General features: G+C 63.2%; 12 protein-coding genes. 1 reads left to right on the top strand and 11 read right to left on the bottom strand.

All coding sequences use genetic code 11. From position 1 onward, the window contains the following. Positions 1-5: 5 nt before the first annotated feature. Positions 6-968: a c-type cytochrome domain-containing protein gene (locus C6V82_RS12670; RefSeq protein WP_219724462.1), complete on the bottom strand. Its 963-nt coding sequence runs from the start codon at positions 966-968 to the stop codon at positions 6-8. Between the two features lie 211 nt (positions 969-1,179). Here C6V82_RS12670 and C6V82_RS12665 point away from each other — a divergent pair, with 211 nt between their 5' ends. Continuing rightward, a complete protein-coding gene (locus C6V82_RS12665; RefSeq protein WP_102586380.1) occupies positions 1,180-2,085 on the top strand; it encodes a cation diffusion facilitator family transporter in 906 nt (301 codons plus the stop codon). Positions 2,086-2,116: 31 nt separating this feature from the next. On the opposite strand, the gene C6V82_RS12660 is transcribed toward C6V82_RS12665, so the two are convergent. The 10 genes from C6V82_RS12660 to C6V82_RS12615 all read right to left on the bottom strand — a co-directional run bounded on the left by C6V82_RS12660 (position 2,117) and on the right by C6V82_RS12615 (position 12,166). Beyond that, entirely contained in the window at positions 2,117-3,835 is a 1,719-nt protein-coding gene (locus tag C6V82_RS12660) for a mechanosensitive ion channel family protein (protein WP_229843195.1), read from the bottom strand. Between the two features lie 99 nt (positions 3,836-3,934). Further along, a complete protein-coding gene (locus C6V82_RS12655; RefSeq protein WP_102586382.1) occupies positions 3,935-4,537 on the bottom strand; it encodes a LysE family translocator in 603 nt (200 codons plus the stop codon). Positions 4,538-4,624: 87 nt separating this feature from the next. Continuing rightward, entirely contained in the window at positions 4,625-5,548 is a 924-nt protein-coding gene (locus C6V82_RS12650) for a metal ABC transporter permease (RefSeq protein WP_102586383.1), read from the bottom strand. Continuing rightward, complete coding sequence (locus C6V82_RS12645) at positions 5,545-6,756, bottom strand: metal ABC transporter permease (protein WP_102586384.1); 1,212 nt, start codon at positions 6,754-6,756, stop codon at positions 5,545-5,547. Before C6V82_RS12645 ends, C6V82_RS12650 begins: the two co-directional genes overlap by 4 nt. Beyond that, positions 6,756-7,553: a metal ABC transporter ATP-binding protein gene (locus C6V82_RS12640; protein WP_102586385.1), complete on the bottom strand. Its 798-nt coding sequence runs from the start codon at positions 7,551-7,553 to the stop codon at positions 6,756-6,758. Before C6V82_RS12640 ends, C6V82_RS12645 begins: the two co-directional genes overlap by 1 nt. Beyond that, entirely contained in the window at positions 7,550-8,428 is an 879-nt protein-coding gene (locus C6V82_RS12635; RefSeq protein WP_268248462.1) for a metal ABC transporter solute-binding protein, Zn/Mn family, read from the bottom strand. Before C6V82_RS12635 ends, C6V82_RS12640 begins: the two co-directional genes overlap by 4 nt. A 225-nt stretch (positions 8,429-8,653) precedes the next feature. Next, positions 8,654-9,649: a gluconate operon transcriptional repressor GntR gene (gntR, locus tag C6V82_RS12630; RefSeq protein WP_102586387.1), complete on the bottom strand. Its 996-nt coding sequence runs from the start codon at positions 9,647-9,649 to the stop codon at positions 8,654-8,656. A gap of 67 nt (positions 9,650-9,716) precedes the next feature. Further along, positions 9,717-10,244, bottom strand: coding sequence for a gluconokinase (locus C6V82_RS12625; protein ID WP_102586388.1), 528 nt, complete (start codon positions 10,242-10,244; stop codon positions 9,717-9,719). Between the two features lie 5 nt (positions 10,245-10,249). Next, a complete protein-coding gene (locus C6V82_RS12620) occupies positions 10,250-11,530 on the bottom strand; it encodes a TRAP transporter large permease (protein WP_102586389.1) in 1,281 nt (426 codons plus the stop codon). A gap of 3 nt (positions 11,531-11,533) precedes the next feature. Continuing rightward, the gene (locus C6V82_RS12615; protein WP_102586390.1) at positions 11,534-12,166 is read right to left on the bottom strand and encodes a TRAP transporter small permease; all 633 of its coding nucleotides are present in this window, start codon (positions 12,164-12,166) and stop codon (positions 11,534-11,536) included. Positions 12,167-12,180 lie beyond the last annotated feature (14 nt).

Below are 12,180 nucleotides of genomic sequence, written 5' to 3'. Positions count from 1 at the left end.
TGCCGCTAACGGCGGCGGAGACGTTCGACCCTCACGGTCGCATCCGCCGCCAACCGGCCGCGCACCTGCACGTAGTCTCCCGGCCGGGGCGATTTGTCGATACGTGTGCCGGAACCGACCGCCAGCGGCAGTCCATCCAACTGCCATTGCTCGCCAAGCCTGCCATGCAATCTTACCTTGGCACCCACGGGCATCGGGGCGGCTTGCCCAGACGCATCGCGGGCACCTTCTCTGATCCATGTCTCGACCAGTTGAATCTCATCGTCACTCAGGGGCGGGGCATCGAGAGGCATTCTGGGCCTGGCCTGGCCACGGATTCGCCGCATGAGTTCGCTGGCCTCGGGATGGCCGGGCACTACCCTCACCCGGTCGGATGGACTTAGCGTGGCCGCCAGGGACGTGAGCCGATAGCCCTCGGGTGCAGGGCCATGCAGTCCGTTGTCGGTATGGCAACGTGCGCAGTGCCGGGCAAGAATCGGTGCCACATGGGTATAGGTCACCCGCTCGCCAGGGGCAGGACGAGGCGCTGTGGTTACCGCCGCATCGTCAGCCGTCTTGGCTTCGCCTTTGGAAAGCCCCTGGGCCACCCAGCGCTCGAACAAGGCAATCTCGTCATCGGCAAGAAATGGCGGCCCGGTCATTGGCATCCTGGGCAGATGCTCACCCCGCAGCCTAAGGATCAGCTCGCTGGTATCGGGGTCGCCCCCGCGCACCACCGGGCCATTGCCACTGCCGGCCACCACACCCTCGAAACTGTCCAGCCGCAGGCCAGCCATCGCGCGCTCGCCGGCGTGGCACATGACACAGCGTTCGGCGAGGATGCTCGCCACATCCGGGTAGGTAACACGGTCTTCCACCTGGGCACTCGCCAGAGTGATGACACCCAGCCACAACGCCATCGCGGCAATCCAGCCGCCGGGCGACATGCTCATGACACTGCGCTGTTCCCACCCATCCAACTGATTCACGGCCACGCCCTCGTTTCAGCAAAACCGAACGAATGAGTTTCGCCCTTCATGTCGCAGGATAGTCGTACAATACGCCACACGCGGTTGGTAAACATCCACCGCCGGGAAGGATGTGGTGATGGTCCTGGGCATCCCCCAAGGTGGCTGACACTCGGCTAGAATGGGCGGATTCGACTAACGCCCGACAGCCGGGATCACCAAGAGACAGAACATGCAGGCTTCCCTCGAACAGCGCGCCCTCAAGCTTTCCATCTTCGTCACCCTGATGGTCTCGAGCCTGGGGGTCAGCTTCGGGCTGCTGTCCGGTTCCCAGTCGATTCTATTCGATGGGGTGTTCTCGACGATCGACGCGGCAATGTCCAGCCTGGCACTGTTCGTGGCGAAACTCGCCGTGCGCGAGGCCAGCCAGCGCTTTCAACATGGCTTCTGGCACCTGGAGCCGCTGGTCGCCGCACTCAACGGCAGCATCCTGATGCTGCTGTGCTTCTATGCGTTCCTGAACGCCTTCCGGGGCCTGATGGAGGGAGGCCAGGTACTCGCCTTCGACCTGGCCATCGTCTACGCGGTGGTGGTTGGCATCGTCTGCTTCGGCATGGCCCGCTACCAGCAGTTGACCAACCGCCGCGCCCAGTCGGAGTTCGTGCGTATCGACATGCACGGCTGGCTGATGGCGGCACTCATCACCACCGCTTTGCTGGTCGCCTTCCTGATCGCCGTGTGGCTCGAACGCACGCCCCACGCGCACCTCGTCCCCTACGTGGATTCCGTGCTGCTCATGGCGCTGACGCTGGCCTTCATCCCGGTTCCCATCGGTATCGTTCGCCGTGCCTTGCGTGAGGTATTCCTGATCGCGCCAAGCGAAATCGACCAGGAGGTGCACGCGGCCATGCTACCCGTCATGCAGCGCGAGGGGTTGGTCGAATACTTCAGCCATGTGGCCAAGGCCGGCCGCGGGCACTACATCGAGATCCATATCGTCACCACGCCGGAGTACGCTCGTGGCCAGGGCGTTGCCGTGCTCGATGAGATCCGCGAGCAGATCAGTGCCGGACTTTCCATTCCGCCGGAGCGACGCTGGTTCACGGTGGCCTTTACCGCCGACCCACGCTGGGCATAGGCCCGCGAGGGCGACCCAGACGCAGCAAGTATTAGCCGGACGCTTCCCCGCCACCTGATCCGTCGGACTCCCCACCAACAGAACCTTGCTTCTTGACCGGGTGCGATGTTGCGGGAGTCGTCACGTGGCGGCAGCTTCCCTCCTCACCGATGGTCACATCGTGGTGGCTGAGCACCGTGACCTCACGTGGCCACCACTCGGGATGCTGGTCGCGGATGAACGCCAACAACTTCTCGCGGACGTTGTTTTCGGCAACCCATCCCCCCATGGGTTCGCGAGTCATCATGTAGCACGATATTTCCAGGGCCATCTCGCGCTGGCCGGTCACATGGCACTCCAGCTTCTCCGGCTCGATCACCGCGTCTTCGGCCTCGGCGATATCGATGAAGGTCTGTCGCAACAGTGCCACATCGGTGCTCAGGTGCAGGGTCATCACGACCTGTCGGTAGAGCTTGGCATTCTTGGCAGAGAGGTTTTCGAAGGGCTTCGACACGAAGTACTTGATCGGCACCACTAGCCTGCGCTCGTCCCAGGAGCGCAACCGAATGAACGTGTGAAAGATACCCTCCACATGGCACCACTGACCCTCGAAGACCACCAGGTCACCAATGCGCACGGGCTTGGCAAGTGATACCTGGAACGAGGAAAGGATATTGCCCAGTACAGCCTGGCCGGCAATACCCACCAGCACGGTCAACACACTGGCAGAGGCAAGCAACGTCATGCCCAGGGTGCCGAAGACGTTGGTTTGCCCCAGCACGTAGACGGCCACGGCCACCACCGTGATCAGGATGATGCCCCGGCGCAGGGCATAAAGTGAGGTCAGAAGCTTGCGCTGGTCGCGATGCTTGGTGTCGTCGACATCGCCCACCAGCCGCTGGGTCATGCTGAGCAGGAACGAGTCCAGCAGCCGGAGGGCCATCAGGCCAACCCCCCAGGCCATGATGATGATCAGTGCTACCCGAAACGTGCTGGTCACCACGCCCGAGAAGGAAACGACATAGTCGAGCAGTGTCTGAGCCACGAGCGCCATGGCGATACATGCCATGGGAACCCGTATGCCGCTGATGAAGGTGCGCGCAGCGCCGAAAGGCACCCAGCCGGCCAGCAGCCCGACACAACGGTGCACGCCTCCCCCGACCAGGCCGGTGACGAGCAGAAAGATCGGTATCGCCAGCCACTCCCACACCATCAGCACCCCTAAAGAGGCTTTCAAGTGCTGCGGAATATGGTCCTCGAGCCAGGACGGACCATACTCCTCGTACAGCGCCGGTACCGCCCTCAGTGAATCGGCGGTGATCAGCCAGACAGGGTCCTGTTCGCCCACCTGGTAGCGAGCGATACGTATGTCATGTGTCTGCCCCTGGGCGTCGAGCGAGGAGATCTTGATGTTGCGGCGCGGCTGGCCCACCAGGGGATGCTGGCCTGAAGGGTCTTCCACGGCAGCATCCTGACGGGCGGGAAGATCCGAGACGTTCAACCAATCCCCCCGGTTCAGCACCAGCGCCAGCTGGCGGGCGAGTGCTGCTCCGCGCTCGGCCTGCTCGTCGCTTGCCAGTTCGGTGAGGTCGAGGTGATGCACCGCCTTCTCGTAGTCGCCGGCCTCGGTCAACGAGAGGAAGCCTTGCAGCGATTCACGTGGCGTCGACCTCATCACCTCCTCGGGCGGCTCCCCCAGCCCGGCGTTCAAGGCATCAACGGATATCCATTTCTGCCCATCCTCTTCCTGTGCCAGCAACTGGCTGGTCATCAAACAAAGGGTTGCCAGTCCCATGATCAGGACCAACAACCTAGCAGGGGAAGTACGCATCATCATTGCCTTTACGAAACCATCAGGGTTTTTCTCGCGTCACCCCAGAATGAATATCACGCACGCCGCGGTAAGCCCACCCATCACGCCATTGAACACCCGCCAGGCACGCGGGGTACGCAACCAGCGGCCGATGGCCATGCCGAAACCGGCCCACAGCGCGATGCAGGGCAATGCCACGAGTTCAGCGAAACCGGCAAGCAACAGGGCATTGACCAGCGTATCGCCCCCATTGGGCAGAAACCCGGCCATCAGTGCCAGCCCCATCACCCAGGCCTTGGGGTTGGCGAACTGAAAAGCCGCCGCCTGCCAGAAGTTAAGGGGGCGCCCCTCGCCACGGCGGCGCAGGTCCGGTGGCGGTGCGGTGGCGATCCGCCAGGCCAGATAGAGCAGGTAGGCGCTACCCACCACACGCAGTGAGGTCTGCACCACCGGGTAACGTTCGAACAGCAGCCCCAGGCCCAGGGCGATGCCCGAAAACAGCAGGAAACAGCCGCCCAGGATGCCAAAGATATGCGGCAGCGTGCGCAGGAACCCGTAGTTGGCACCCGAGGCGGTAAGCATCACGTTGTTGGGCCCCGGGGTGAGGGTCATCGAGATCATGTAGAGGGCCGCCGGCCCGAGGAATGCCAGGGCATCCATGCCTTTCTCCTGAAATATCAAGCCAGTCGGATCGTTAACCGATCATCCTATACACCGCCAACCTCTGTTGAAGAGCGAGGGAGGCGTTCAGGCCTCCCGGGCCGCCCCGCTGCGATGCCGCTCGGGGCCGAACAGGCAGGCCAGCAGCAGAATCACCCCGGAAAGCGTGGCGATCATCCCCGCCGCACTCACCGAGGCGTTGAACCCCAGCCAACCAGGCCCATACCCCGCCAGCACGTAGCCCAATACCGACGATACCGCCGCGAACGTAAGGCTCCAGGCGATCTGGGTCGCCAGGCGATTGGTCATCAGCCGCGCGGCAGCGGCCGGACAGATGAACATGGCGATGACGATGATCGAGCCCACCGCCTCGAAGGCAGCAATCGCGGCAACGGCCACCATGGTCACCAGCAGCAGATCGACGAGGGCTGGGCGGGCCCTTACGCTGGCGGCGAAATCCGGGTCGAAGCTACCCAGGATCAACTGCCGCCGGCACATCACCAGAAATACCACCACCGCAAGGCCCACGCTGGCGGCACGCGCCAGTTGCGGCGGCAAGCCCGCCAGCGCCTGCGGGTCGACAAGGGCGGCGAGGCCGGTTCCCTCGAACCAGATCAGGCTCTCCAGGTTGCCATACAGCGCATGTTCCACATCGAGATGCACGCCCGTTGCTCCATGCCACTCCAGAAGCAGCACGCCAAGCGCAAACAGGCTGGTGAACACGACCCCCATGGCGGCACTGGACTCGACCCGGCCGAATCGTCGCACCAGCTCGATAAGCACCACCGTCACCAGCGCCGAGACACCCGCCCCGAGCATCATCGCAAGCGAAGAAAGCGCCCCGGTCAACAGGAAACTCACCACGATGCCCGGCAGCGCCACATGGCTGATGGCATCGCCGATCAAGCTCTGGCGGCGCAGCACCAGGAAGTTGCCGAGCAGTGCGCAGGTCATGCCGATGATCACCGCCACCGCCAACGGCACCAGGCTGAACATCATGAAATCGCTCATGGACGCGCCTCCGTTCGTAACAACAACTGGGTTTCCAGCGTCATAACGGCGTCCGGCGAGAGCACCTGGGCGATCGGTGTGAGCCCGGCATGCTCACGATGCAGGGCATCGTCGGGGTAACGTTCCCGGTACAGCGCCCACAGGCGCTCTTCGTGTTCGGCATCGCGCGCCGCCGCCTGCCCCGCGGCAGTGGCCACGCCGTCGCGCCGAATGTAGCCGGCGCGCTTGAGCAGTGTCAGGGTGAGGCCATCGAAGATCGGTTCATCACGGGAGAGCGACAGCAAGCCCTGGCGCAGGTGCACACGACGCCTGAAGCGCTGGTGGGCAAGCAACGAGGCAAGCACCCCGCGACGCGGCGAGAACAAGAAGGAGCCGAGGAACAGCACAAAGGCGGCAAGCACTATCAATGGCCCGGTGGGCAGGCCCTCGCCGACACTCGAGAGCGTGACCCCGAAATACCCGGAAAGCGCTCCCAGAAACGCGGCAAGCGCCACCATGGCCATGGGGTGATCGGTCCAGAAGCGGGCAGCCACCGGCGGGATGATGGTCAGGGCGACGATCAGGATAAGCCCGGTGACCTTGAGGCCGATCACCACCACCGCCATCAGCAACATCAGTAACGCAAGATCCACTCGCCAGGTATTGATGCCCTGGGTACGCGCGAAATCCGCATCGAAACAGACCAGCAAGAATTCGCGGCGCATCACGAATACCGCCGCGAGCACACCCAGCGAACAGAGCGCGATCAACTTGGCTTCCGACGACAGCATCCCGGCGGTGGCACCGACGAGATAGCCCGTCAGGCCCGACTGGCCAGTGACGTTCATCGACTGAATCACGGTGATCAACACTACCCCGAAGGCGAAGAAGGACGAGAGCACCGCACCAATGGCGGCATCCTCGCCAAGCCTTGTGCGCGCGCTGATCACCTGCACCAGCCACAGCCCCAGCGCCGCACTGAGAGCCGCGCCGATGAGCAGGCCGGGTAGCCAGCGGCCATCGCCCTGAAGCAGACCGATGATGATGAACGCAAGCGTCAGGCCTGGCAGCGTCGCATGACTGATCGCGTCACTGACCAGCGCGCGCTTGCGCAACAAGACGAAGGTGCCGATCATCCCGGCGCCGGCGGCCAGCAGCATCGCGCCGAGCGTCACCAGGCTGGTGTTGTAGCCCAGGGTGAAGGTCAAGGCGCGCCACCAGGTGTCCATTACCGCGCCTCCTTGCTGGCCGGCGACACCAGCCGCGCCAGTTGCACCTCACTGAGACGCCCGCCGTAGGTGGCCTGCAGGTTGGCCGCGGTGAACACCTCATCGACAGCGCCGGCGGCAATGCCCCGTACATTGAGCAGCAGCACATGGTCGAAATAGTCATGCACGGTAGACAGGTCATGATGCACGCAAAGCAGCGTGCGCCCCTCGTCGCGCAGTTCCTTGAGCACCTCGATGATCGCCGACTCAGTCGCCGCGTCCACTCCGGCGAAGGGCTCGTCGAGGATGGTCAGCTCGGCATCCTGGATCAGGGCACGGGCCAGGAACACGCGTTGCTGCTGACCACCGGAGAGTTGGCCGATCTGGCGGTCGGCAAAGGCTTCCATGCCCACGCGCGCCAGGCTGTGCATGGCCAGCCTGCGATCCCGCCCTCGATTGAACTGCCACCAGCGCTGGTCACGGAACAGCCCCATCGCCACCACATCGATCACGGTGGCCGGGAAATCCCAGTCGACGCTGCTGCGCTGGGGTACATAGGCGACATGCCGCGACATCACCTCGAACGGCTTGCCGAATACCCGCACGTCACCGGTGAGGCGCGCCGTAATGCCAAGCGAGGCCTTGAGCAACGTCGACTTGCCGGCGCCGTTGGGGCCGACAATGGCGGTCATGCTGCCGGGCGGGGTCACGAAATCCACCGAATGCACCACCGGGCGGCGGTCGTAGCTGACCGTCAGCCCCTGGATCGCCAGTGGGCTCGACTTCACGGCGTCGGGAATACGAGGCGTGGGTTTCATTCGCTCTCCCGGGGGTCGTCGAGGCGGCCCAGACGACCCCCTTCCGGCACGTCGCCGCCCAGTGCCGCGGCGATCAGGCTGGCATTGTGGTCGAACATGCCAAGCCAGGTGCCTCGATAGGTGTCGGCCTGCCCCATGGCATCGGAATAGAGTTCACCGGCGATACGCACGTTATGATCCTGTGCCTCGGCGCCTTCGACCAGGGCACGGATATTGCGGTCTGAGACCGACGTCTCGACGAAGATCGCCCCTATCCCACGCTCGACCAGCACGTCCACCAGCGTCTCGATACGCGCAAGCCCCGCTTCGCTCTCGGTGGAGAAGCCCTGAATGCCCAGCACCTCGAAATCGTAGGCATCGCCGAAGTAGCCGAAGGCATCATGGGCGGTGACCAGCACGCGCGCCTCCTCGGGCACGCTCCCGAGAATCTGGTGTGCGTAGGCATCCAGCGCCTCGAGCTCCTCGAGGTAGACGTCGGCTCTTTCGGTGAAGGCGTCGGCGTGGTTCGGCGCAAGCTCGATCAAGCCATCGGCCACGGCCTCGATGACGTAGCGCCAGCGGCTGGGGTCCATCCATACGTGGGGGTCGGGTTGATCGGGATAGTCCTCGTCGGCCAGGCGCTTGTCACGGGGCACCGCATCGCCCACCGCGTATACCGGCTTGCGCTCGGCAAGTCGCGCCAGGAAGTCCTCCAGTTGGGCCTCGAGATACAAGCCATTCCAGAACACCGCGTCGGCCTGGGTCATGGCTCTTACGTCGGTACGTGTCTGGCGATAGAGATGGGGGTCGACCCCTGGTCCCATCAAGCCCTGTACATCAACCTGCTCACCACCTATTTCACGAAGCGCATCCGCGATCATGCCGGTGGTCGCCACGACGTGCAGCCGCGTATCTTCAGCCCAGGACGGAACAGCAGGAAAGCTGCAACACACCACGATCAATAGACGAGGAAGATAACGACGAACAACAGGCACTAGGCGCTCCTTGGTGTGGAATCCAGCCCATAGAGTACCCTGAACGGAGCGTCATGCTAATTGGCATGCACTACCCAAGCCATAGCAACAGGCGGCTGATGGGTGAGGATTGACCGAAAATAGCCGCTACAGCGTCTCGCCAGGCTCGATTCGATAGCCCAGATCAATCACGCGATTGCCCATCGGCTTGCCACGCAAGCGGCCAAGCAGCTCCTCGGCGGCGCGCTTACCGATCGCTTCGCGCGGGGTGACGACGCTTGCAAGCCTGGGCGACATGACCTGCCCCACGTCGTGACCATGGAAGCCGGCAATCGCCATGCGCCCTGGCACCGACACGCCCCGCCGTTGGCACTCGAAGTACGCGCCTACCGCCACGTCATCATTGGTGCAGAACACCCCATCGGTCTCGGGATGCGTGTCGAGAATCTCACCCACCAATGCCGCGCCAATACTGAACGACGAGCGCTGCGTACGACGCAGAGTCAGTGGCGTGAGACCGTGGGCCTCCATGGCCTGACGATAGCCGAGCTCACGCTGGCGGGTGCGTTCATCCAGACGCACCGCCAGGTAGAGAATGTGGCGTCGCCCGCGGCGTATCATCTCGTTGACCATGTCCCGGGCCGCCGCCACATTGTTGTAGCCCACCGCCTGGTGCAGCGGCGGCGTCAGGGAGTCCATGATCTCCACGGTCGGAATGCCGGCGGTTTCGAGCATCCGGCAACTACGCTGGGTGTGCAGGCTCTCGGCCAGGATCACTCCATCCACATTGTAGGAGAGCAACGATGCCAGGCTGCGCTCCTCGAGTTCCTGGCTGTAGCCATAGTGGGACAGCATCAGGTGGTAACCGGCCGGTTCGGTCGCGGCCTCGATGCCCACCAGTACACCGGCGAACACCTGATTGTTGAGCGAAGGCATCAACACGCCGATCGAATAACTGGTGGAACGCGACAGCAGGTCCGGCGCGCGGTTGGGAATATAGCCAAGGTGTTCAGCGGCGGCGAAGATACGCTCACGAAGCCCCTCGGACACCGTCTCCGGGTCCCGCAGGCAGCGACTCACCGTCATCTTGGTGGCACCGACAAGGTCGGCGATGTCCTGAAGCGTGGGGCGTTTTTTCTTCACGGCTGGCCAGACACCTTGAGCAAGGGACAACGCCGCGCCATCGCGGCATCTTGGGATACGTGCTCGATCAGCAGTATGTCGAGTCGAGTGAGGCGATAAATGCCGCTGCCAAGCTCTCGGGGGAATCGCCGATATTCAGCGTGATGGCCTCGTCACTCCCAGGAGGCTCCAGGTCCGCCAGCTGGCTCTCGAGCATTGCCTCGCCGGTAAAGAAGTGTCCCTCACGGCTTGTCAGCCGTTCGAGAAGCTGCTCGCGTGAGCCTTCCAGGAACAGGATCGCGAGCGCCGGATCACCACTGCGCAGTTGATCGCGGTAACGCCGCTTAAGGGCCGAGCAACCGATCACCAATGACGCATCTCGGCGGTGATAGTCGGCGATCAGGCCCGCCAGGGTATCAAGCCACCCCTGGCGGTCATCGTCGTTCAGCGGAATGCCCCGGGCCATCTTGTCGATGTTCGCCTGGGGATGATGGTCATCACCATCGATGAATTCGACCCCCAGACGCTCGGCCAGCAGGCGCCCGATATGGGATTTACCGGAACCCGACACGCCCATCACCAGAATCCGTCGTGAAGTTGTCTTCGGGTGATCCATGACTGTCATCCACTGACATCGGTGAGATTCGGCAACCAGGTGACGATACCCGGGAAGGCGATCAGGATCACCAGCACCACCAGCAAGGTCGCGTAGTAGGGCAGCATGGCCCGCACCAGCGCTTCCATCGAGACCTTGCCGACGCCACAACCGACATACAGGCAGGTCCCCACCGGCGGGGTCAGCAGGCCGATGCCAAGCACGAAGGCCATGAGCACACCGAAGTACACCGGATCAATACCCACCGAGGTGACGATCGGCGTCAGCATCGGCGCCATGATCACCATGGCCGGGGTGAGGTCCATCACGAAGCCCACCAACAGCAGCAGACCGGCGACGATCAGCAGCAGCAGGAACGGATCCTGGGTGATCGCCTGAACCTGGCTGACCAAGGTCTGCGGCACCATGTTGATGGTCAGGAACCAGGCGATGATCGTGGCGAACGCCAGCAGCAGCAGCACCATGCCGGTGAGGCGTGCGGTGCGAATCAGCATGCCCCACAGCTCGCGCAGCTTGAACTCGCGATAGATCACCAGCGAAATGAACAGTGAGTAGAGCAGCGCGGCAACCGCGGCTTCGGTGGCGGTAAATACGCCGCCAATGATGCCGCCGATCACGATCACCGGCAGCACCAGCGCAAGCCACGCGGCCTTGAACGCTTGCCACAGCAGGTCGAAGCGGAACTTCCGGGTCTGGCCGGCGTGACCGATGCTGGCCATGATGAAGGTGGTGACCATCAGGCCGAACCCGATCAGCATGCCCGGCACGATACCGGCGATGAACAGACGACTGATCGAGGTCTCGGTGACGATGCCGAACAGGATAAGTGGAATCGACGGGGGAATGATGATACCGATCACCGATGACACGGTGTTGATGGCCGTGGCCTGGGGCGCGGTATAGCCCTGCTTGGTCATCGAGGGAATCATCATGGCGCCGGTTGCCGCGGTGTCGGCCACGGCCGAGCCACTGATGCCACCAAAGAACATCGAGCCAGTGATGGCCACCTGGCCGAGGCCACCACGCACGAAACCGACCAGCGCGCCGGCCAGATCCATCAGGCGACGGGCGATGCCGCCATTGCTCATCACCTCACCCACCAGGATGAAGAAAGGAATCGCCAGCAGCGGAAAACTGTTGACCCCGCGAATCGATTGTTCGATCAGGATCGACAATGGAATATCGGAAAGCACGGCCATGACGACCGCCGCCACACCCAGGCCGAAGGCGATGGGCAGGCCAAGCGCCAGCGAGGCGAACAGGATGCCGAGAAAGATCCACAACATGGTCTAGCGACCTCCATCTTGGGAGTGCGACGCATCAGGCGAGCGCATGATGGTCAGGCTCTGCCAGGCACGCCAGATGGCCACGGCAGCAATGAAGATGGCGCATAGCACCAGCGAGACGTTGATCAGGTTCCACGGCACGCCAAGGATGGCGGTACGCCCGGTGGAACGCGACATCACCACGTAGCCACCCCATATAATGATGCCCATCAGGGTGGTGATGATCAGATGCTGCAACAGATACAGGCCATGGGCGGCGCGCGGCTTGAGTCTGCGCACCAGAAAGTCGACGGCGATGTGCTCATAGCGGGCGAAGGCCGCCGCGGCACCGATGAAGATCAGCCAGATGAACAGCATGCGGGCCAGCTCATCGGCCCAGGGCAGCGAATGATTGAGCAGCGAGCGGCCGATGACATTGGCCGCCACCGAGATGATCAGGGCGATCAGGATCACCGCGATCAGCTGCTCCATGGCCACGGTCAACCAACGAAAGATGGCCGGACCACGGCGGGAATCGGTGTCGATTTCAAGGGGAAATCGGTTGGGGTCGTCCAGGTAGACACTGGCGTCGCCGATGACCGAATCCAGGTCGGGTGAGTCGTTGGACTCGGGTGTCGGTGAAGAAGAGGGGGTCATTCGAGCTACTCCAG

The organism is Halomonas urumqiensis (assembly GCF_003028575.1).
GTDB lineage: Bacteria > Pseudomonadota > Gammaproteobacteria > Pseudomonadales > Halomonadaceae > Halomonas > Halomonas urumqiensis.
This window is presented reverse-complemented; position numbering and strand designations above follow the sequence as displayed.

What these genes read in the sequence shown, in the direction of transcription:
- C6V82_RS12655 (WP_102586382.1), bottom strand. Translation starts at nt 4,537, where the DNA reads ATGGATGCCCTGGCATTCCTCGGGCCGGCGGCCCTCTACATGATCTCG.
- C6V82_RS12620 (WP_102586389.1), bottom strand. Translation starts at nt 11,530, where the DNA reads ATGTTGTGGATCTTTCTCGGCATCCTGTTCGCCTCGCTGGCGCTTGGC.
- C6V82_RS12615 (WP_102586390.1), bottom strand. Translation starts at nt 12,166, where the DNA reads ATGACCCCCTCTTCTTCACCGACACCCGAGTCCAACGACTCACCCGAC.
- C6V82_RS12640 (WP_102586385.1), bottom strand. Translation starts at nt 7,553, where the DNA reads ATGAAACCCACGCCTCGTATTCCCGACGCCGTGAAGTCGAGCCCACTG.
- C6V82_RS12625 (WP_102586388.1), bottom strand. Translation starts at nt 10,244, where the DNA reads ATGGATCACCCGAAGACAACTTCACGACGGATTCTGGTGATGGGCGTG.
- C6V82_RS12645 (WP_102586384.1), bottom strand. Translation starts at nt 6,756, where the DNA reads ATGGACACCTGGTGGCGCGCCTTGACCTTCACCCTGGGCTACAACACC.
- C6V82_RS12650 (WP_102586383.1), bottom strand. Translation starts at nt 5,548, where the DNA reads ATGAGCGATTTCATGATGTTCAGCCTGGTGCCGTTGGCGGTGGCGGTG.
- C6V82_RS12660 (WP_229843195.1), bottom strand. Translation starts at nt 3,835, where the DNA reads ATGACCAGCCAGTTGCTGGCACAGGAAGAGGATGGGCAGAAATGGATA.
- C6V82_RS12665 (WP_102586380.1), top strand. Translation starts at nt 1,180, where the DNA reads ATGCAGGCTTCCCTCGAACAGCGCGCCCTCAAGCTTTCCATCTTCGTC.